Genomic DNA, 20989 nt, shown 5'->3' with positions numbered 1-20989 from the left:
CAGACCGGAGCTGATGCTCCGAGCTGGCGTTCACGGGGGACGGGAAGAGAGAAAACAGCTACGGCCCAGGGTGCGAAACCACAGGTCGGCCGATCTCGGGATGGCGAGGTCTAGGCCGCCGCGGGCACTGCGGTCGCCACCGCGTGGGCGGCGTCCTCGAGGGTGAGGAGCCGATCCTCGGCGTGCCCGTACCAGCGGGCTTCGAACCCCTTGCGCGCCTTGGGTGTCAGCGCATCCGGGGCCGAGACGAAGAACTCCTCCAACCACCCTCGGAAGTCGCATCAGACGGGAGAGGCTGGTGGGAGGCGGCGCGGTGAAATGGGCCATCCGCGTTTGACGTGTCCGACGAATCCTATTGGTTTGCGGGGTCTTTGACGTGCGGACTTGACGCCATATCCCGTTGGATCGAAGATTATCCCGTTTAACGGGAGGTGATCGTGTTGCGAGATGACGTGCCGGAAGGATCGGCTCGGCTTGTGCTGGTGTTGTCGGTCCCCTCACCCGTGTGCTTGGGAGCGCGCGCCTCTTGGAGAAGGTCTCGGTGCTGACGGCATTCCTGGCCGAGCCTGGATACATCCTGGGCGGTTCGAAACGGACTGGAAGCTGTGTGCTTGAAGCGTTTTTCACGGCAGAACTTCTGCCGTTGGTGTAACGGAGCCCGTCGGCAACCCGATGAAGTTGGACAGTCGGTGATCTTGCAGGTTAATTAACGGTACGCGAGCCGGTGTACTTGAGGATGGTCAGTCGGAGTATGATCTTCAACCTGGTCAGCAGTAAGGAAATAGGGGATAGATAAGTGCCTCTTCTGGATTCGGCGGCGATCGAGCGCGCAGTTCATAACGTCGCGCACTGGGGAGACACAGATGTCTTTCCGCTACCATTCGAGAATCATGTCATGCACGATATGCCGTCAGAAGTATCGGCGCTGTTGTCGCAAGTTGAGCGGACATTCGACACTCGAATAAAGAGCGAAGTAATAGACAGCTATTCTACTCTAGCGCCTGTGGGGTATGCAGGGTTTCGATGGGCCACTCAGATTGATCCTATGTGGAATTCGTATCTTCTCGCGCTCGTGTTGAGTATGTCTGACCAGATCGAGTCAGCTCGGGTGCCTGAGCTCAGGGAGAACGTCTTCTCCTATCGATATCGGTCGACGCCGGGTGAGGGATTGTTCGCCCAGGAGAGCTGGAAACAGTTCCAGGAGAAGACGAGAGAGCTTGCCGACGGAACGGGTTATGTGATCGCGACCGACATCGCCGATTTCTACTCTCGAATTTACCATCATCGGCTCGAAAACGCGTTGCGGGACGTGGATACCGATGGCGGTATAACCCGGCAAATAATGGAGATCCTTAGCAAGCTGTCGAACAATACATCTTATGGACTGCCGGTCGGTGGACCGGCAGCAAGGATTATGGCTGAGCTGGTCCTTAACCGGGTGGATCGGCTCTTGCTGGCAGAACCAGCTACAAGAACGTTCTGCAGATATGCGGATGATTATAGGTTCTTCGTCCCCGACATGGAATCTGCCTACAGTGCGATTGGATTCCTGTCTGAGAAGCTTCTTCGCAACGAAGGCCTTTCGCTGCAGAAGAGCAAGACCCGAATTATGACGTCAGCGGAGTATCTCTCAACGCTGGATCCGCCCGCTGCTGTCCGTGGTAGTGCCGCCCGCTTCCTTGGATTACATTTGCACTATGATCCATACTCTGCAACAGCCGATGAGGATTACGAAAACTTGAAGAATCAGATTGAGGAGTTTGACATCCTCGGACTTCTTCGAGCTGAAATGGACAAAGGTCGCATCCATACTGCACTCACACGCAGGCTGGTTGCCTCTCTCAGCTACCTAGATGACATACCGAGACGTCAAGCGGCACTATCGCTATTGGAGAACCTTGAGACGCTCGTTCCAGTGACGCCGCAGGTTATGGTTGCCCTCCGGGGGGCTATTGATCAGGTAGGGGACGACGAGTTTTCAGAAGAGGTCACCCATCGCCTGAGAGAAATGGTGCAAGACTCTCATTTCATTTCCAAGGTTGACCTAAATCTTGCTTATATGATCAGGACTTTAGCTGGGAAGAAATCGTTCGAGAATGAACAGCTTTTAATCAACCTGTTCAATTCATCGCATGGCTTTAGAGGTGGGCCAGCGCCTATTATACAGCGAGACATAGTTCTTACGCTGGCGCGCTGGCGGACAAGCTACTGGCTCAGTGATCAAAAAAACTATATTGCTTCTGCGCACCCGTGGGTCAGGCGTGCCTTCTGGGTTGCGTCGTACACTCTCGGTGATGAGGGTAAGCATTGGAGGCGGGCGAACGGACCCGGCGAGGGAACATTAGAGCTTGTTGTACGGGATTGGGCATCCAAAAAGGTGCAGGAAAATGCATGGGAGGTTCCGGTGTGATTTCGGCAGGTACTTTCGCTCGCCAGAATTCTATCTGGGAGCGTGTTGCGCCGACGCTTGATGAAGTATCTAGATGGGCGAATGAAAATTATAGATCGCTCGGGAGTCCGGTGCGCGGTCAGTCCGATCCTGGGCGGCATTCCATTATCTCAGAAGTAGCCTTTCTCATGGCGAAGTATGATACGCTGGGCGCCGCGCTGGATCAGACTGAAATAGAGCGGCAAGCTCGAGATTTCGTTACCCGGCTTCCTCGGTCCGAGATGGCTCATACTGCGTTGACTGAAACCGAGTGGGATGAGGCTCATAAACTTTCTGTCGAAATCATCAAGTACACTCATTGGAAGAAGGGAGTCGAATTCAGTCCTTCGATTCCGGGTTGCGGAATCGTTGATTCGGCCGTGGCCGATGCCCTTTCTGGGTCTGAGCTGATTGAGATCAAGGCCGTCGCAAGGCCTTTTCGTAGCAAGGATTTCCGGCAGGTCTTGACATATTCGGCAATGCTGTACGCTTCTGGTGTGACCTTAGCGGCAGTGACACTGTTGAATCCGCGGAAATCTCGGGTAGTTACGCTTAATCTCAACGATCTGGCTGTATCTGGCAGCGGAAAGTCGAATGTTGAAGTGATGCAGGATCTCATGATGTGGATGACCGGATTACAGGTATCCGCGTAGGTTGGGGGTCCGCTTCGAGCCTGAGCATCCCGGCGATGCCACCGTCCGAATGGTCGAACACGCACTACCCGCGACAACGGAGTTATCGAGTCGGCGCCTCAAGGTGACGATGTCCAGGCTGCGGGGTGTCGCATAACACCGGCGCGGTCACGAAGGGTGGAAATAGGGCCGCCTATCAGCAGTCGCCAGACTCGGCGAAGACCTACGCTGACGCCCGCAAGTGAGGGCCTGGTGTCTGCGGATTGGGTACCGAGAACTCGCAACAGCTGAAAACTGGCTAGAGACCCATCCCGTAGGACCAGCACACCGGCGCGGCGTCGTCATCGAAAAGCCCAGGCAGAGTGAACAATCCCTCGGCTTCGACCATGAGATAGCTCCCTTCGACAAGCGGGCCCCAGCTCCCCGGATGCGGCGAAACGCGATGTGAGGCCAGAAGGCCCGGCACAGGCCGCACCGAACAGTTCGGCGAGGGCATCGAGACAGCACCGGCTGTCCTTCCCGCCGCTGTTGCTGATGAGGTAGTGCTCATAACTGAGCAGCTCCGGGCCAGGTGGCAGTGCGACATCGCAGCCGTTACCTGCACGCAGCGGCTCAGACCGCTGCCACGACGTGATCACTGCGTCGCAGAAGATCAGTCGCTGTCATTGACCGCCTCCTCGGTCGGGGAAATGGAAAGGGCCTCATGTTGCCGCTGGGCGACGCGCCTGGCGTGAGCACGGCGGTGTCCGAGTGCGACGGCCATGGAGTTCGCCAGGGGGCTTTGGGTCGACGCCGCGGGGGCGGCACGCGGCCCGGCGAGACTGGAACCCGCGGCGCTGGGCCATCTTTCGGGCAGGTCCGATGTCGTCACCGTGGTGGATGTCCCAGGCACGGGGTTTGCGATAGGCTGGTTTCGGGAGAATCAGGCAGACGGGCCCAGAAACTGGAGCTCGTTCATGCCCACCTCACGTCCGAAACGGTCCCCCCGCACACGGCGTCGTCCGGAAGTCCGTCAACGCCTGGAACGTTCACGCGACCGGGTTCGCGCGCGCCGCCAGCAAGCTCGGCAGCGCGAACAACGCATCACCGCGGCGGTCAAGCAGTACGTCACCGCCTGGGAAGCCATCACCGTCTGCGAAGCCACCCGCGACGGCGAGGTCGAGGCGTTGCGGCAGCAGATCACTCGCGTGCACCAGCGGGCCGCCGAACAGATCGCCGCACACCGCGCGCAACAAGCGCTCGCCGCGGCAGCGATCCGGGACCAAGGCCAGACCGACGACGACGTCGCCGAACTATTGGAAATCAGCGCCAAGCAAGCGCGACAACTCATCACCGCCGCCCGCGCGAACACCGACAGCGATGTCGGGGCACAACAGGCGTCGAAGTCGGCTGACGCAGCAGTTCCGGCACCGGACCTCCGAGCGGGCACCCCACCGAGGCCGTCGCCAAGCGTGGTGCCGGAAGCCGGCAGCGAGGACGCCGCATCTGATGAGAGGCAGGAAGCTCCCTAGTCGGCGGCTTGCGTGCCAGGCTGATTCGCGGCGGGCACGAGGTGAGCTACCCGGATCGACCACGGATAGATACCGGGTTTCGGTTCGCCGACGGCCTCGATCCTTGCTATGCCCGGATCGCCGTCGACACCGACTTCGAGCACACGAAACATGCTCACCGCGCCGACACCGATCCGGACGAGATCACCGCTGTTGAACTCCACGTGGTGACCCTAACGTTTCGGACCGACAGGTCGGTATTTGCTTGAGATGCGCTGATACATGTGTCTGTGCCAGCGCCGATGCTGGCGACCTCGGGACGGCCGCCGCCAGAAGGTGCAGATCAGTGGGCGGTCGAGATGAAATGGGACGGCATGCGCACCATTTGCCGGACCCGGAGCGGTCGCGTCGACTTCTACAGCCGCAACCTCAACAACGTCACCTCATGTTTCCCCGAACTCGGTCCCGCGATGAGCGAGCTGGGCGCTGGCCGGGATCTGATCCTGGACGGGGAAATCGCCGCTCCCGACCCGGCGACCGGAGCGCCCTCGTTCGCCCGCCTCCAGCGGCGCATGCACCTGACCCGCCCCAGCGTCGAACTGCGACGCGCCGTGCCGGTGCAGCTTTTCGTCTTCGACCTCCTCGGCATCGACGGCGAGAACACCATGGTGTTGGCCTACGTCGATCGCCGTGCGCGTCTCGCCGATCTGGGGCTGTCGGGGCCATCGGTGCAGACCCCGCCGTACTGGACCGGAATCTCGGTCGACATCATGCTCGACACCGCGGCATCCCACGGACTGGAAGGCGTGGTCAGCAAACGCATCGACTCTTAACTGGATTACGCCAGCTGCTCGTAGTTGACCGTCAATATACGAAGGGTTCTGGCGTAGATAGCATGATCAGTGCGCTGGTTCGCGTTCGGATCCCTGTGGTTGAGTGCCGTCTATCCGACAGTCCCGCGGGTGGCGGTCGAACCTCGTCCCAGACCGGAGTATCCCGTGATCCGAGAGGACATCCGCGGGTGCGAGATCGCGTCACGAACCTGCCGGCTCCGCTTGGCCCCACCACGTGATGGAGGGAATTCGGGCGGCTCACTGGGGTCTAAGGGGTTTTCGGTGTGGGGGAAGTCTTTGCCGGGTGAGTCGAGGAACAGCTAGCGAATGCGAGTGGCGCCGAAGTCGATTGGTCAGCTCGCTCGGGTAGGTACTTGCAGATCGTCGAGCGGGAGACCCCAGCAGCCGGGCCACCGAGGAGACGGTCTCCTCCGGTCGGGTGAGGATTGCGCGGCCGGGCGGATCCGCTCGGGGTGAATTGTCGGCGGTCGGCCGAGGCGCTGCCAGCGGGCGTGGGAGGGGCGACAAAGAATCGTTCGGCACCAATCTTTTTCGACACATTGCCGGTCTGCGTGACCTGGGCTTCTAGGCCACACCGCCGAGGGCGGCGGGGTGTCGGAGAACCGATCGATTCTCAGACACCCACTGACGTCGGCTACCCGGTCGGGGGTCAGCGGTGGCGGTGCGCGTACATGGCGAGGCCGCCGCAGGACAGGACCACTCGTCCAAGAGAGATTCGCACCCCCACGGCGGTCATCGGGTGTGATGATCGATGGGCACGGTTCAAGCGACAGCGTGGACGAAACAGCCAGCCTGAGGAGTTCCGATGACCAGCACCGAACCCACGCCCGAACCGGTCGACGAGGACTCGACCGACACCACCCGGGACGAGGACGCAACCCCCGAGACCGAGGCCACCGCGGTGCCACGCCGCATTGAGGTCGGCGTCTACCTACACGACCGATAGAGCCACCCACAACTCGACTCGGAGTCCTGACGCGCGTTACGCACCCCCGATCGCGCCGACCCACCTCGCGGCCGGGCTGTGCTCGCGCGCCGTACTCCGGTGGGGATTTGCGGCACAGCTGACATCCTTCAGCGGGTGTCGAGAAACAATCCGATTTATCGACATGCGTAGGGGTTTGATGCCGCGCAGGTGCCTTGTGGTGCGGGGTTGTGGGGCACCTGCGCGGCGGGGTGTCAGCGGCGGTACATGACGTACAGGTTGCCGTCGTGGGATGCGGCGGCGGGTTCGTCCATCGGCTTGCCCGCGTCGTTGACGCGGGTCGGAGTGGTCCAGCGGTTGACGGGCTCGGGTTTGGTGGTGGTTGCCAGGAAGCCGTCTGCTGTGCGGAAGAAGAGGTGTAGGCCGCCGTTGGCTTGGACCATGGCGACACCATGGCTGGTGCTGAGGCCTGGGATGTCGCCCTCGCTGCGCCACCCGCCTCCGGTGTTCCAGCCGAAGGTGACCCGGCCGCCTTCGAGAGAGCGGGCGGCGCGCACGATGGCGTCTCCCTCGGCGCACAGAGCGACAGGGTTTCGGGTGGCCCAGTCGAGGTTGTCCCAGCGGGAGTCGGACCAGGCGGTGCCGTTGTGGTGCTGTTCGTAGAGAACTTCGTCGGTGCCGACATGGGTGAACCACATCTGGTTCTGTTTTCGGAACAACCCCAGCGACGGGGAGGTGTTCGACCGGTAGCTCCAGGCCTTGATACCGCCCCACGAGTCAGTGAATATCCGCGTGGACACGGTGTTGTTCGTGCCGGTGACCGCGTAGTAGAGCCTGTTGTGGGCCGTGGCCAGCGCGGGCGCCCACAGGCTTTGGTCACCACCGATCTGCTCGGGTCGCCGCCAGGTCCCGTTCTCCAGCCGGGTCCACATCACCTTCTTGGTGCCGGGTTCGACGAACGCCGCGTAGAGGTGGTTGTTGTGGAAGGCCAAAGCGGGTGCTGTCATGGATTCCCACGGCAGCGCGATCGGCTGGCTGTAGCTGGCGGCCCCGGAGGATTTGACGATGTATTCCAGGGTGCCGGCGGGAAAGGGCACTGGGTCGCCGGTGTAGTTGACCTTGAGCTTGTGGTAGCCGTCGCCGTTGAAATTCCACTGGGTGGTCTTCAGGTGCGACAGCACCGCCAGGCTGTACTGGTCGAGGATGAACGCGCGCTCACACGACAGGTCGTCCTCGTTGCGCCAGATACTGATGAAGAACGCGGCCATACCCAAGATCTCCAGCAGCATGCCACCGCCCAGGCCCGGGTCGCCGATGATCCCGCCGACCTGCCACTGGTAGCTGTTGAACAGGTAGTCACACAGCTTCTGCATCCCCAGCTGCAGCTTGTCGTACCACTCGCTGCTGGACTGGTCGGACTCCCACACCATCACATGCAGTACCACGCCCGCGCCGGCCGAGGCGTTGAACACCACCCGGTTCGACGTCGAGAAGTTGCGGGTCTGGCCTTGCTGGACCGCGCCGAATGTCTCGGACTTGAACAGCGGGCCCTTGGTCTTGTCACTGGAAGAGGTGACACACCAATAGATCTCGTCTTTGCCGCCACCGGCGTCGCCCACCGCGCGCTGCACATAGAAGTTCTCCAGCTCGAGCTTCACCCGGTAGGTCGGCGGCGTGACCGGCTGCACCGTCGGTGGCGTGCGGGGCGCGGAGGCGCCCATCCCGGTGGCGCGGACCGCGTCGGTGAACGCCGTGGTGTCGAACGCGCCACCGGCGGCCCACGCCTGGCGGTCGAGCACCCCCAGGTTCGGTCGCGCCGCATGCTCGGCGGCCACCGCGGGAAAGTTCGACTTCAGATCGGCGACGCTGAACCCGGTCCCCACATCGCGGCGGGTGATCAGCTCGGGCAGGATGTCGATCCGCCCGCCCAGCCGTTGCACCGTCTCCCGGTAGACCCGCCCCCAATCCCGGATCTCGGCGTCCGGCAACGCCAGCTCCCGCATCACCTCCAGCAGCTTGGCCTCCAGATCCGTCGCCGCCTTGCCCTGGCGCAGCCGGTCCGCGGCATGCAACGCCGCCCCGATCAACACGTTGCGTTTACCCGCACCCGCCAACGCCTGCGCAGTCCGCGAATCACTGCGTGTGCCGCCCAGCATCCCCTCCAGCTGCGCCAGGCGCTCCTGCGTACTCGTCGTCTCCAGATCGGTCATAAGCCCATACCCCTGTCTGCCCGGACCAGCTCGGAATAGAACCTGACCAGCCAAAACTACGGCCCACCCCACCCCGAAACCGGACGAACAGCCACAACACGCCCGAAAGCCGCCACCCAGGACGAACAACGCAACCAGGAGCAACTGAAGGCGAAACGCCCACAACACCGACCTCGGCAGACTGTCGATAAATCGTTCGGTTCTCCGACACCCCGCGACCCTCGGGCGGTGTGTGACTCGCAGCCGTAGATGGCGGTGTTCTCACAGTGTCAGGTGGCGCCGATAGCGAGGGTGCTGCGGGCGGTTTCGACGACGTCAGCGGTGATGGTGTGAAGTTCGTTGATGCGCTGGATCTGGGCGAACAGGCGTTGCAGGAGGCGGAAGTTGCCGCTGGTGATGCGGGCGACCGCGGCGACGGCTTGGGCGTCGGTGAAGTCGTCGGGGTCGAGTTCACCGGCGCCGAAACGGCCCCGAGCTCAGCTCGGCGCGATCGGGCGCGGCGGCGCGCTCTGCGACGGTGCGGAGCTCTTCGTGTCCGGCATGCCCAGGACGGTCAGCGTGGATTCGCCTGTTCGCTGGTGTATCCGGTCGATGCTGGCCAGCTTCGCTGCCGCGGCGTTGAGGCTGGCACGCAGGCCCTCGACTTCGCCGGTCCAGCCGTTGGCGCGGGCCTCGGCGATCCGATCACGCAGGTTTGCGGCGATCTCGGCGAGCCGATCTCGGGCACGGGTCTCCACACGCAGGCTCGGGCACCTGATACAGGCGTGCTCATGGCGACACGGGCTGCCGTAGGGGCGCCCGCAGGTGCCGAGTTCGAGCTTGCGCAGCTCGAAGTGCTGCTGGAAGTCTCGCCATTCCTCGGCGGTGGGTTCACGGTATTCGGCTTCGGGACGCAGCGCTCGGCGGGCGTCGAGGAACGCCCGGTAGGAGCGGACGAGTTCCTCGTCGAACACGGCTACGTAGATCTGGGTGGTGCTGAGGGACTTGTGTCCCAGCAGCTTCGAGGCGATATGCACGGGCAGGCCGTTGCTGACCGCGTCAGTGGCCCACAGCCGACGGAAGTCGTGCGGCGTGTAGCGCAGCGGTTGTCCGGCCGCGTCGGTGAGGCCGGTGCGGGCGAGGGTATCGCTCAGCAGCTTCTGGACCAGGCCGTAGGTGAACGACTTCCATCTCCATCCGTCGCGGCGCTGGAACAGATGTGGCAGTGGCGGGCCGATGACCTTCTCGAAGTGGTCGTAGCGGTTCGTGAGCGGGACCGATCCGATGTTCTCGGCGCGCAACCGGCTGATGATCGAGGCGAGGACGCTGGCGAGTTCAGGGCTGACCAGCAGCAGCCGCTCCTCGTTGTTCTTCGACGGAACGATCTGCAGCATCGGCACGACTTCCCCGGTCGTGGGTAGCCGATAGGCGACCAGAGCGAGGTGAGTGATCTCGACCAGTTCCTCGATGCGAACGCCGGTGTGGCGCAGCACTTCGATCGAGGCCCACGCCCAGAACGCGTCGTTCTCGGCGCGGCCGATCTCGATGCTTTCCCCGGTCGCCAAGTCCTCGATGAGATCCAGTGGCGCATCCAGCGGCGAGCCGGAATCGATCTCAGCCACAGGCGTGATTCGCCGGTACCCGCGGCCGTGGTGCTGGAAGGTGTCACCGATCGCGCAGGCTCTGGTGGCGCTCAGCAGGGCCAAATGCTCACTGCGGTGCTGTTCTGCGGTCTCGACCAGCACCGGCAAATGTGGGAGTCGCTCCCGGATGCGTTGGTGCATTGCCGCGGTGCGCTTCTTCTCGGCCTTCGCCGAGCCGGCGGTATCGCTTTTGCGGATGGGGTTCGGAAAACTCCACTGTGCCCAGTAGGGGTCCTGCAACGCCCACTCCTGAACATCGCGGTAGAACGCGCGGACCGTGATCAGCGTGCCCAGATAGCTGCCGTCGCTGCGGGGTACGCCGCGCCGAGTCGGAGCCGTGCGCAACCGGAGTTTCCAGGCCTCGACCACCTCGCGCGGCAGGTGCAACGTGGCCAGGTCGGGCTCATGGGTGTGGATGTCATGCCAGAATCCGCCCAGCAGCATCGAGGCGTTCGCCGCCCAGCTGACGTAGTCGAGACTGGGCCTGCGCTCATCGAGATAGCGTCGGAACACCTCCCTGATCGGCGCCGGTTCCACCTGGTAGAGCTCGATGAGCTCAGCGCTGGTGAGCTGGCCTCTGCGAGTCGCCTTCTCCAGGGTGTCGTGCTCACCGAGGTCGGCGATACCCCACAGCAGTGTCCACGCCAAGGCCAATCCGGCAGGAACCTGATATCCACGGCGCCGATTCCAGGCGCGATAGGACAGCAAGTCGGTGGCGGTGAGTTCATCGAGGTCGCGGCCCACGCGGGTGCAAATTCTGGTGAGGCTGGTCAGCGCGTCACGGAGATGATCAGCGCCGACCCCGATCGCTGCTGCCCGTGATTCGATCTGTGCGAACAGGTCTGGCCGGTACATGCTGCGGTATTTGCCGTAGATCCGTGACGAGCCGTGAGACACGAGAAACTCGTAGCTGGGAAACACGATCCGCAACAGGATCAGGCTCGAAACACCGCTGAAGATCTGATAGCGCTGATCGCGCGGTTTCAGTCGGTGCTCAGCAGCGATCAGCCCGTCGATCCAGTCGGTGCCTCTATCGGCGCCGGATGCCATCCACGAGGCCTGCCATCCGTCGCCAGGGGCAGTGTGCAGCCAGTCCAGCACTGTTCTCGTCCCGTCGATGACCCGGCATTTCAGGGAGTTCTGTGCCCATCCGGGCAGGGTCGGTAGAAGCGCGAGTACCTCTTCGATCGCCAAGTGGTCGCGGTTTCCGCCGCCGACACCCAGATCAGCGAGTTCCTCGTGCCATACCAAACTGGGGGTACGGGCACGTGCATGCCAGGGCTTCACCGTGCCCGGCTGCGCAGTTGTACTGGCGCTCACAGTTGTCCTCCGAACAAGATCGTGAGATCGCTGTCGTCGTAGCCCTGAATACCGGCAGGCGGCAGCGGTGGTGGTGTCGCACGTCGATCGGCGAGATGATGCTGCACTCGCCGCACGATCTGAGCCTGGTCCTCGACCAGGTAGATGTCGGCGGTGGTCGACAGATGCGCGTGCCCCAGGATGATCTGCACGTCGCGGGCATCCAGATTCTCATCACGCACCATCCTCAGCGCGCATGTATGCCGGGCGTCGTGCATCGACCAGTTCGTCCCCAACGCCGCGTTGGCGCGGGTGAGAACTTTGCGGAGCGCGTCGTAGCTCATCGGTTGGTGGTGGGGTCCCTCACCACGGTCGCGGCGCCGCAGTGTCCGCCACAGATGCTGGTTCGGGTCCAACGGTTCACCGAACTCGGCGAGATAGAGCCGCAGCCACACGAACGCCTCCGCGCTGGCCGGAAGCCATTGGCTCGATTGCGTACCCTTGCGGATCACCTGGACCAGCTGCTCACCCCAGTCCACGTCCGCCACCCGCAAGCCCAGGATCTCCTGTGCTCGCGCAGCGGTGCTGACCGCGAGAGCCAGCACCGCACGATCACGATTCGATCGCAACGCCGCGAACAACGCCTGCCACTGCGGGTCAGGGATCTCACGGGGCTGGCGTTTGGGCAGCTTCGGGTTGTAGCGGATCCGGCCTCCGGGACGATACGGCTCGAGAGGATTGTGATGTGCGTTCGCGCGGCCGCCGCCGCGAGCGAGTGGCACGGGGTTGATCAGGGGCCCCTCACCTACTTCGATCCAGAACTCGTAGAACGAACGCACGACCGCGTTCGAGTGCCTGATCGTGCGCGCGGCGTAGCGATCATCCAGATACCGCTTCCGCGTCAGTGGGTTGACCGTTCCGGCCGTGGCCAGCGACCGCGTTCGCGGCGACGTTCTCGGCTTCGAGTGAAAGCCCAACCACAGAACCAGATCTCGGGTCTCGGCCGCTGTTGCCTGGTCCCACTCGACGTCGACCGCACATAGCCACCGCCACCAACGCAACAACGCAAACGCATAGCTGCGCACCGAGTTCGGGCTGTTCCCCTGGGCGACGAAATCGACTAGGAACCGGCGGATCGGCGCCACCAATGCGCCGGTCTCATCGACGACGACGAATGGAACAGGCCCCGACACCTCGACAACGCGCCCCCGCTTCGGCACCTGAATAGTCCGCACGTCCCGGGCGATCTCGTCGAACAACTCCGCACCACCTTCTCCTCGATCAGACGAGAGAGGTGTACCGGGCAGTCAGAGGAACTCAGGCCATCGGCAGCGGGGTGTCGTCCGCTAGTCCGGTCAACAGTTCCGCGTACCGGCCCGGAACCAGATCACGCTTGTGGCTGAAGACCCCGCTTCGGAGAAGTACTGACGTGATCATCGTGGGCTGGATAGCCTCCAGCAGCAGAGGGCATCGCGGGGCACTCGCATCCTTGATCTTGGGCGCCTACGACCAGAGCGGTCGCCTGATCCATGTCGGGCAGGTAGGCACCGGGTTCAGTGCGGCGGTCCGCGGTGAGCTTCGCGAACGCCTTGCCGAATTGGCAATCACCGAGCCGCCGTTCGACCGATCACCGCCGCACGAGCTGGCCACCGCAGTGCATTGGGTGCAGCCCCGGCTCGTCGGCACGGTCGAATACCGCGAATATGCCGGGAGTCTTCGCCATCCCAGCTGGCGTGGATTGCGTACCGAGATCGATGCCGCCGACGTCGGCTTGCCGGAGTAGAAGTCCGCCCGCAGCGCCCGGGCGAGGAGTCGACCTCGAAGCCGGTGGCTTACACGGTGTTGTAGCCACCGGCGCTCCAGACGAACCACCGAAACTGTGACGGCGCGAAGGGCTGTCTCGCCGGAATGCCCGGAGCAGGCGAATACGGCCAGTACCCGACACCACAACGGTGGCAATAGAAACCCGCCTGCCACACCGCATGAGCGTTCGGACGGCCACGCCTGATCCTGGCGTTACGCACGTCGCGGCGGACCACCGCGCCCATGACGATCACCCCCGGGATGGCAAACACGACCGGTATGGAAAGGGCGCCGATCCATGTGCCCCAAGTCCGTACCTCGGGGTCGGTCGCCATGATCGCCGCAATAACTGGGGCGAGAACAAGCAGCGCTGGAACCAGTAGCAGCAGGCCCACTACCGTGAGGCGGCCCGACGGGATCTGACGAGGCTCGCTCGCCAGGCTTCGTGCCAGAACAGTGCTATGGGTGTGTTCGATTGTGGCGGTGCCGACAACCGGTACCAACCCTGCGGTGGTGACACCCAGTCCGGAGTACTGGCCGGTGCCATATGTGGTCGAGACGCCATCGGCGTGCAAGGCGGGCACACTCTGAACGAAGTCGATGCGGCCGCAGCGTGGGCACGTGATGTCGAGGTCCATGCGGGTGTTCCCCTCCCACGCGCGGCGCGCGTGTGGTGCTGATACCTGCAACGAAAGCTCTGTGCGGTATCCAACACCCTCGGCCACCGGCTGTCGAGAGGTTTCGGCGAGTCGAGGCATGCGCAAACTCCTTCCACGTGGATGAACGTCGTAGTTGTCAAGTGACTGCGGATATCAGCAACGCGCCGCCCGCTCAATGCTGGTGACGCCGTCACCAGCAACCAAGATCGCCCCTACGGTGACCTGCTGGTGACGGTCACGACAGCCACAAGCGCGAAGGCAGTCGCCGTCGCTGCCTCCATTCAGTTTCTGGTCGGCGTGGTCACGGAAACTCAGCCAGCGAGTGCGTCGTTAAGTCCGCTGCTGCCAATACGATTCCGAGGGCAGACGTCGGCGGCATTGACAGTCTGCAGCGAAGGCGTCAGCGGAGTCGCCTTCAACCCCTTGGATGGCACGGGCTGTTTGGTTGGGGGTGGTGCGATGGTTGTCCGGTTGGTGGTGAGTTCGGAACGTGGGGTGCAATGGAAGTCCCTGGAGGGTTCCGAAGTGGCGACGTGGGAAAATCGTGTCGATGAGTTGTCGTTCATGCGTCGGTATTTCGTCTGCTGGGCTATAACCGCAGCTCATTCAGGGCAGCGCTGGACCTCCGGGTCCGGCGAGAATCTCAACATGAGGGACGGCTGGACTACCTGACCGCCGCCTAGCAGCGCTGGACCTCCGGGTCCGGCGAGAATCTCAACAGCCGACGTGCGCGCCGATTCAAGTCCCGCCTGAGGCAGCGCTGGACCTCCGGGTCCGGCGAGAATCTCAACACCACACGCTTGTGCAGCTCGCGGTCCTTGGTGGTGGCAGCGCTGGACCTCCGGGTCCGGCGAGAATCTCAACGTCGTCGTCGCGGTCGGCGTCGTCAGTGTCGGCCTGGCAGCGCTGGACCTCCGGGTCCGGCGAGAATCTCAACGGCGTCGCGGGTGCGGAATCGTCCGGCACGGTCCCGCAGCGCTGGACCTCCGGGTCCGGCGAGAATCTCAACTTGGTGCGAATCCGGCCCTCGATGCGCGCGAGCCGATCGGGCAGCGCTGGACCTCCGGGTCCGGCGAGAATCTCAACCGGGGTGGTCGTCGCGGGACGGTCCGGGTCGTCGGGCAGCGCTGGACCTCCGGGTCCGGCGAGAATCTCAACAGCACCTGGTGCGCATCTTCGGCCGACCGGCCGACGGCAGCGCTGGACCTCCGGGTCCGGCGAGAATCTCAACGATGCTCGCGGAGCTGGAAGACCAGCGCGCCGGACTGGCAGCGCTGGACCTCCGGGTCCGGCGAGAATCTCAACTCTTTGTCGCGCAGTCGGTTTGGGACTTCATCACGACCGGGCAGCGCTGGACCTCCGGGTCCGGCGAGAATCTCAACGGACCGCGGGGAAGTGGACACCGGCCCCAGCGCCCGGATGCAGCGCTGGACCTCCGGGTCCGGCGAGAATCTCAACGGCTGGTGCGGTGCGGGCTCGACCGGGCCGGTTTCGCAGCGCTGGACCTCCGGGTCCGGCGAGAATCTCAACGTTGTCGGTGAACACGGTGAACACGTCCACCTCGAGGCAGCGCTGGACCTCCGGGTCCGGCGAGAATCTCAACCGGCACGCGGTCAGGGTCGCCGAGACCCTGACCGGGCAGCGCTGGACCTCCGGGTCCGGCGAGAATCTCAACCACGTCGGGACCGCACCATCCACGGGCGGGCTGGTGGCAGCGCTGGACCTCCGGGTCCGGCGAGAATCTCAACAGCCTGGACGCGCACTACAGCGACTTCATCGACGGCAGCGCTGGACCTCCGGGTCCGGCGAGAATCTCAACAGGACATTGCCGGGCGTCCAGCCGTGGAATCCGTGGGCAGCGCTGGACCTCCGGGTCCGGCGAGAATCTCAACGGGGAGATGCAGGAGGTGCAGGACACGCTGCTGGGGCAGCGCTGGACCTCCGGGTCCGGCGAGAATCTCAACCGGCGTCGTGGGCTGCTGAGGCACATGCGGTGTGTGGCAGCGCTGGACCTCCGGGTCCGGCGAGAATCTCAACTTCCACTTGCGCCAGGTACTCGGCCTCTCGCTCGCAGCGCTGGACCTCCGGGTCCGGCGAGAATCTCAACTCTCACCCCACAAATCGGTTTCTTCACCCCAAAAGCAGCGCTGGACCTCCGGGTCCGGCGAGAATCTCAACGACTGCAACAGCTTCGGTCACCGTCGCCGATGCCGCTGGCAGCGCTGGACCTCCGGGTCCGGCGAGAATCTCAACGCGCTCGGCGTGCGCGAGTGCCGACGCCTTGGCGCTGGCAGCGCTGGACCTCCGGGTCCGGCGAGAATCTCAACGACCCTGGCCCGGTTCCGTCGTTCATCCTTCCCGAGCAGCGCTGGACCTCCGGGTCCGGCGAGAATCTCAACAGTTGGTCGGGTGTTCGCATATTGCGCGCGGAATCGGCAGCGCTGGACCTCCGGGTCCGGCGAGAATCTCAACTGCCTGCGCCGGGGCGGTCCAAGCCGCGGCGTCCGATCCCGCAGCGCTGGACCTCCGGGTCCGGCGAGAATCTCAACTGTGGGCGTTCCCGATCCAACAGTGAGGAGGTGCAGCGCTGGACCTCCGGGTCCGGCGAGAATCTCAACCATATCGAGACGACGGCGCGTCATGCCGCGCCGGCCGGCAGCGCTGGACCTCCGGGTCCGGCGAGAATCTCAACCATGTCTCTCGAGCGACCCGAGACGCCGCACGAGCAGCGCTGGACCTCCGGGTCCGGCGAGAATCTCAACTACAAGCCGACGATCTACCAGCTCGATCTGACTATCAGCAGCGCTGGACCTCCGGGTCCGGCGAGAATCTCAACTCTCGCTCGAAATCCAAGCCCGCACCGCCTCCCGAGCAGCGCTGGACCTCCGGGTCCGGCGAGAATCTCAACGACTTCAACGTCTGATCGATCCACCGCAGCGGCCTGGAGCAGCGCTGGACCTCCGGGTCCGGCGAGAATCTCAACACGACGTACGCCTCGACGCGGTCACCGGCCGACGTGGCAGCGCTGGACCTCCGGGTCCGGCGAGAATCTCAACGAGATCGGCCGATCCTTCCGTGACGAACCGGCCGAGCAGCGCTGGACCTCCGGGTCCGGCGAGAATCTCAACGCACGCGACCGAGCTGATCAACGCCGGGGTCTCGATGCAGCGCTGGACCTCCGGGTCCGGCGAGAATCTCAACGCCTCCTACGAGGATCTGCACCTCGACATTTGGGGGCAGCGCTGGACCTCCGGGTCCGGCGAGAATCTCAACAGGTAGGCCGAATAGACGTTGCTTGCGGCGCGAATCGCAGCGCTGGACCTCCGGGTCCGGCGAGAATCTCAACTGCTCAGCGAGAAGCCGATCGGCCGCAGCCTGGGCTTGCAGCGCTGGACCTCCGGGTCCGGCGAGAATCTCAACGACCCCATCGCGGGCGGCATCGTCATCAAACGCAGGCAGCGCTGGACCTCCGGGGCCGGCGAGAATCTCAACAAATTCAATGGGCCCGTGTCGGTTACCGGGCGCAGGCAGCGCTGGACCTCCGGGTCCGGCGAGAATCTCAACGGCCGCGGCCTGCTCTTCGACGGCGCGAGTCGTCGGCGGCAGCGCTGGACCTCCGGGTCCGGCGAGAATCTCAACAGCGTCGGGGAAGGCGCAGTGTGCGGGAAACGATGAGGCAGCGCTGGACCTCCGGGTCCGGCGAGAATCTCAACACCGACCGTGCGGACGGCGTGCCGGATGTGCGGTGGCAGCGCTGGACCTCCGGGGCCGGCGAGAATCTCAACGACCTCGACGATTCGAGCCTGTGGACGGCCGCCGGGTTGGCGAGTTGGGTCTGCGCGAGAGGCCCCGGATGAGAGGTACCCTCATCCGGGGATACTCGTCAGGCGGCCCAGGCTCGGTGAGGTGGGTCTGTCGCGTAATCGGCAGGTGGGGCGAGGGGGTGCCTCTCACCGGTGAGCCATGACAGTGCTTGGGCGACTTCTTCGATTTCGGCTCGGGTGTAGATGTAGGTCGCTCCGTGGCTGTGGATGTCGGCGTGTCCGGCATAGGCTTTGGCGACCGAGACTCCGAAGTTGCGTTCGACCCATTTCAGGGTTGTGTGACGCAGCCAGTGCGTGCTGATGCCGAGAGTGTCGGCAGCGGGGATCTCGGTGCGGATTCGTCGCCAGAGTCCGTCGTAGCAGCCTCTGGTGATGGGATGTCCGTTGCGATACCGCAATAGTCGTTGGCTGGCGTCGCGGCTGATTGGTCGACCGTTGCGGGCGCGGCTAGGGATGTCAATTGGGGCGGGTCTGCGTTGATTGTCGAGGTGCTGTAGTGCGGTCATCAGGGTGGGGGAGATGGGTTGCCAGCGTTCGGTTCCGCCTTTCTCCCGCAGGCGAATAGAGCACTCGCCGGTGTCGAGGTCCTGCGGGCGTAATGCCAGGACGCCGCCGCGCCGGCACGCGGTTTCGACATGCAGGCGGATCAGCACGTGATGAAGCTCCGGGTCGGGGCCCTGTTCGGTTACACGGTAGATCTCAGCGAGCAGGGTGTCTGGCAGGGCGCGGCGGTTGGGACGTGGTGGTGCGCTGCGGTCGAGTTCGAGGGTCGGATTGTTTGCGGCGTCGATAAGCCGGTCGCGCACGGCGTGCCGGTACAGGCAACGCAGTGCATCGACGGCCGCACGAGCGACGCCTTGGCCACCGCGGTCGCTTCGTCTGACGACCCGGTGCTGACGAATCTGGTTGACCAGTTCGGCGAGTTCGCTGGCGGTGGGTTCGTCCAGGCGCCGGTGCGGCCACAGAGCGGCGATCTTGTTCCAGTAGGAGCGATAGTTGTCGCGCGTGCGGGTCGGCGGCATCGCCGCATACACCCGCTGCGCGTAGTCGGCGAAGGTCGGTACCACGACGGACGGGTTCGTCGCAGCCGAGATGAGGTCGTCCGCGGTAACGTTCAAGCGTTCGAGAATGGCGGCTGCGGCGGCGATGTCGGCCTGTGACGCGCTCGAGCGCGTGCTCATCAGTTGCCGCTCCCTTCCACCGAGGAATGCAACCGCAGCAGGCTCGCGGCCACCGCGACGGGGTAGACCGACAGTTCCAATTCGACCGCGTCGGCGAGAAGTACGACTCGATGGCCCGCCGCGAGTCCCATGCGCCGACGGGCGGCGGCTGGTAGCCATAGTCGCCCGTCTGCCAGGCGGATTCGGGAAGTCTCCGATGGCGACAGAACGATGTGGTCTGTCTCCAATCTCCAGTTCAAGGAAGTGCTGGCGCTCCACCCCAGCGCTGTCAGCACATGCCTCGCCAACAACCTGCCCCGGACATCAAGCGCACGCAACTCCATCGGAGCGACCGTCGGATGCTTCGAATTGCTAGAGGGCTTGACGATCGGTAGAGGAAGCGGAGGCCGTGCTTGCGGGGCCATCCGCTGAAAGGTTGCGGAGGGCGGAACAAGCGGTTGAAAACCCCTCTTACACACAGCATTCCGCCTCTCCGAACGGCGCCGTCGAGGTCACGAAGGCGCAGGACTGGTCAGCAGCACGCCGTAAGAACACAACAGATGCAGCAAGGAGAACGCAATATTGTGTTCTTGCATCTGTAAGAGCATGATCCAGCTAGCCTAGGTGTGAACAACCGAGCCGATGACCGGGATTACCGAATCGAGAGCCAATGATGTTGGTACATAAAGGGTTGGTGTCGGGTGAATCAGGGGTGTGGCGATGAGCGAACGCGGTGAGCGAATCATGTGCCAGCGCGCATCGCGCATGCCGGAGCCGAGCGTCAGCGAGGTGGAGGTATGAGCGCGCCGACGGTGGGGGTGCTGCCGACGGCTCCGCAAATTCTGTGTGCGTTTCAGGGACGGCGTTTCCAGGATCGCGAGCTGTTGCGGTCCGCGCACGCGCTCGCCGAGCTGCACGCTCGGCGCGCTGAGGTGCGTGACGCTTACCTGGTCGCCGAAATCGATTGTCGACGAAGCGAACTCGTCGACGACATCAACGACTGGATCGCGCAAGAGGTGCCGCAGCACCGCAACGGCGCCTCACTGCACACCGAGAGCCTCGGCGCGGTGGTGGACCGCATGGCGCGCAGCTGGGTGAACGCGAACCAGGCGATCGACGTCGACGGGCCGCGCAGTGACAACACCCATAAACACTGGTACCACTTGGCGGAACTCGTTGACGGCTACACTGATCTGGTAACCGACGTGGCCGGAGGCCGTCGTCGACTGCCGGGGCAGTAGCTGCTCCAGGCCGGCCGGCGGGGTACCGCGCCACCGCCACGACGGCGACGTCCCGGGTGGACTGTCATTCGACCAGTGCGTCCGCCCGGATGTGAACGTCGCCGCCCGTAGTGACGGCGGGCGCAACGGGGCGCCCCGCCCGGCGTGCCGCGTGGTCGACTGGCGCGGCACGCCCGCTGGTTGCCCGGCCGAGCACGACCGGGTGCGAGTTCGACAAGGTCGCGCGGCTCAGCCGGGTTGTGCGGCCGTAACGCGGGCTCGGCGCCGCTCCCGACGCCGATGACGATAGCGGCGAATCCGGCTGGCCAGCAAGACGATCAAGGTCAGGCCGATCAGCAGGAACGTGCCAGCGACCATTGCCGCGGCCACCGGATGGAAGATCGCGAGCGTGATGACGCCCGCGACGCCGAGATCCTCCAGCGCACTGGTCACGATATTGCTGGCGGGTTCCGGCGACGTGTTGATCGCCATCCGGATGCCCGCCTTGACGAGGTGACTGACCAGCGCGGCGGTGCCGCCCACCGCCGCCGCGGCGAGCTGTGGCAGCGAATCGTCGGAACCCGCGAGCAGGGCCGCCACCACGGCGCCCGCGGCGGGACGCACCACGGTATGCAGCGTGTCCCAGAATGTGTCGAGGTAGGGGATCTTGTCGGCCACCGCTTCGACGAGGAACAGCACTGCCGCGGCGACGAGCACATCGGTGCGTTGCAGACCCTCCGGCACGTCGTCGGAAAGTCCTGTGACGCCGAACAGCCCGAGCAGCAGCACCACGGCGTAGGCATTGACACCGCTGGCCCAGCCCGCGGTGAAGATCAGGGGGAGCAGCGACATCCTGTGATCCT

At 64.1% G+C, this 20989-nt stretch carries 16 protein-coding genes, 1 pseudogene and 1 CRISPR repeat array; of the genes and pseudogenes, 7 read left to right on the top strand and 10 right to left on the bottom strand.

The genetic code is table 11. The annotated features are described in order from the left end of the window. Window positions 1-110: 110 nt before the first annotated feature. Complete coding sequence (locus tag AB0H50_RS02140; RefSeq protein ID WP_357445315.1) at window positions 111-263, bottom strand: hypothetical protein; 153 nt, start codon at window positions 261-263, stop codon at window positions 111-113. Window positions 264-796: 533 nt separating this feature from the next. On the opposite strand from AB0H50_RS02140, the gene AB0H50_RS02135 reads away from it, so the two are divergent. The 3 genes from AB0H50_RS02135 to AB0H50_RS02125 all read left to right on the top strand — a co-directional run bounded on the left by AB0H50_RS02135 (window position 797) and on the right by AB0H50_RS02125 (window position 4571). Continuing rightward, window positions 797-2410 carry an RNA-directed DNA polymerase gene (locus tag AB0H50_RS02135; protein ID WP_357445312.1) on the top strand — a complete coding sequence of 538 codons (1614 nt, stop codon included), beginning with the start codon at window positions 797-799 and terminating at the stop codon, window positions 2408-2410. Next, window positions 2392-3081: a hypothetical protein gene (locus tag AB0H50_RS02130; RefSeq protein ID WP_357445309.1), complete on the top strand. Its 690-nt coding sequence runs from the start codon at window positions 2392-2394 to the stop codon at window positions 3079-3081. Before AB0H50_RS02135 ends, AB0H50_RS02130 begins: the two co-directional genes overlap by 19 nt. 740 nt (window positions 3082-3821) lie before the next feature. Further along, window positions 3822-4571 carry a hypothetical protein gene (locus AB0H50_RS02125; protein WP_357445306.1) on the top strand — a complete coding sequence of 250 codons (750 nt, stop codon included), beginning with the start codon at window positions 3822-3824 and terminating at the stop codon, window positions 4569-4571. Here AB0H50_RS02125 and AB0H50_RS02120 read toward each other — a convergent pair. After that, entirely contained in the window at window positions 4568-4774 is a 207-nt protein-coding gene (locus AB0H50_RS02120; protein WP_357445303.1) for a hypothetical protein, read from the bottom strand. The genes AB0H50_RS02125 and AB0H50_RS02120 overlap by 4 nt on opposite strands. A gap of 60 nt (window positions 4775-4834) precedes the next feature. Between AB0H50_RS02120 and AB0H50_RS02115 the strand changes: the two genes are divergently transcribed. Together AB0H50_RS02115 and AB0H50_RS02110 are read left to right on the top strand one after the other, a co-directional pair. Then, window positions 4835-5383 carry a hypothetical protein gene (locus AB0H50_RS02115; protein WP_357445300.1) on the top strand — a complete coding sequence of 183 codons (549 nt, stop codon included), beginning with the start codon at window positions 4835-4837 and terminating at the stop codon, window positions 5381-5383. An 826-nt stretch (window positions 5384-6209) separates the two neighbouring features. After that, on the top strand, window positions 6210-6350 hold the full coding sequence (locus AB0H50_RS02110) for a hypothetical protein (protein WP_357445297.1): 141 nt from the start codon (window positions 6210-6212) through the stop codon (window positions 6348-6350). 233 nt (window positions 6351-6583) lie between these two features. On the opposite strand, the gene AB0H50_RS02105 is transcribed toward AB0H50_RS02110, so the two are convergent. The 4 genes and pseudogenes from AB0H50_RS02105 to AB0H50_RS02090 all read right to left on the bottom strand — a co-directional run bounded on the left by AB0H50_RS02105 (window position 6584) and on the right by AB0H50_RS02090 (window position 12719). Further along, a complete protein-coding gene (locus tag AB0H50_RS02105) occupies window positions 6584-8539 on the bottom strand; it encodes a hypothetical protein (protein WP_357445294.1) in 1956 nt (651 codons plus the stop codon). A gap of 269 nt (window positions 8540-8808) precedes the next feature. Then, window positions 8809-8988, bottom strand: a pseudogene (locus AB0H50_RS02100) (ATP-binding protein); the annotation flags it as partial. A 27-nt stretch (window positions 8989-9015) separates the two neighbouring features. Next, window positions 9016-11481 carry a site-specific integrase gene (locus AB0H50_RS02095; protein ID WP_357445291.1) on the bottom strand — a complete coding sequence of 822 codons (2466 nt, stop codon included), beginning with the start codon at window positions 11479-11481 and terminating at the stop codon, window positions 9016-9018. Further along, window positions 11478-12719, bottom strand: a complete 1242-nt coding sequence (locus tag AB0H50_RS02090; RefSeq protein ID WP_357445288.1) for a site-specific integrase — start codon at window positions 12717-12719, stop codon at window positions 11478-11480. The genes AB0H50_RS02095 and AB0H50_RS02090 overlap by 4 nt, the downstream gene beginning before the upstream one ends. Before the next feature lie 170 nt (window positions 12720-12889). Here AB0H50_RS02090 and AB0H50_RS02085 point away from each other — a divergent pair, with 170 nt between their 5' ends. Continuing rightward, window positions 12890-13243, top strand: a complete 354-nt coding sequence (locus AB0H50_RS02085) for a hypothetical protein (RefSeq protein WP_357445285.1) — start codon at window positions 12890-12892, stop codon at window positions 13241-13243. Window positions 13244-13292: 49 nt separating this feature from the next. Here the strand turns inward: AB0H50_RS02085 and AB0H50_RS02080 are convergent, their stop codons facing one another. The 3 genes from AB0H50_RS02080 to AB0H50_RS02070 form a co-directional block, all read right to left on the bottom strand. Then, entirely contained in the window at window positions 13293-13901 is a 609-nt protein-coding gene (locus AB0H50_RS02080; protein ID WP_357445282.1) for a hypothetical protein, read from the bottom strand. Window positions 13902-14533: 632 nt separating this feature from the next. Continuing rightward, window positions 14534-17707: a CRISPR direct-repeat array (repeat unit 37 nt; unit sequence GCAGCGCTGGACCTCCGGGTCCGGCGAGAATCTCAAC). Between the two features lie 98 nt (window positions 17708-17805). Beyond that, window positions 17806-18927 (bottom strand): site-specific integrase, encoded by a 1122-nt coding sequence (locus AB0H50_RS02075; RefSeq protein WP_357445279.1) that lies wholly within the window; start codon window positions 18925-18927, stop codon window positions 17806-17808. After that, a complete protein-coding gene (locus AB0H50_RS02070) occupies window positions 18927-19058 on the bottom strand; it encodes a hypothetical protein (protein WP_357445276.1) in 132 nt (43 codons plus the stop codon). The genes AB0H50_RS02075 and AB0H50_RS02070 overlap by 1 nt, the downstream gene beginning before the upstream one ends. 729 nt (window positions 19059-19787) lie before the next feature. On the opposite strand from AB0H50_RS02070, the gene AB0H50_RS02065 reads away from it, so the two are divergent. Beyond that, window positions 19788-20147: a DUF4254 domain-containing protein gene (locus AB0H50_RS02065; protein ID WP_357447211.1), complete on the top strand. Its 360-nt coding sequence runs from the start codon at window positions 19788-19790 to the stop codon at window positions 20145-20147. A 228-nt stretch (window positions 20148-20375) separates the two neighbouring features. Here AB0H50_RS02065 and AB0H50_RS02060 read toward each other — a convergent pair whose 3' ends face one another. Further along, window positions 20376-20978: a DUF4126 domain-containing protein gene (locus AB0H50_RS02060; protein ID WP_357445273.1), complete on the bottom strand. Its 603-nt coding sequence runs from the start codon at window positions 20976-20978 to the stop codon at window positions 20376-20378. Window positions 20979-20989 lie beyond the last annotated feature (11 nt).

It is taken from the genome of Nocardia sp. NPDC050793 (genome assembly GCF_040654065.1).
Classification (GTDB): Bacteria; Actinomycetota; Actinomycetes; order Mycobacteriales; family Mycobacteriaceae; genus Nocardia.
Note: the sequence above shows the minus strand (reverse complement) of the source record. Positions and strands in the feature narration are given on the sequence as shown.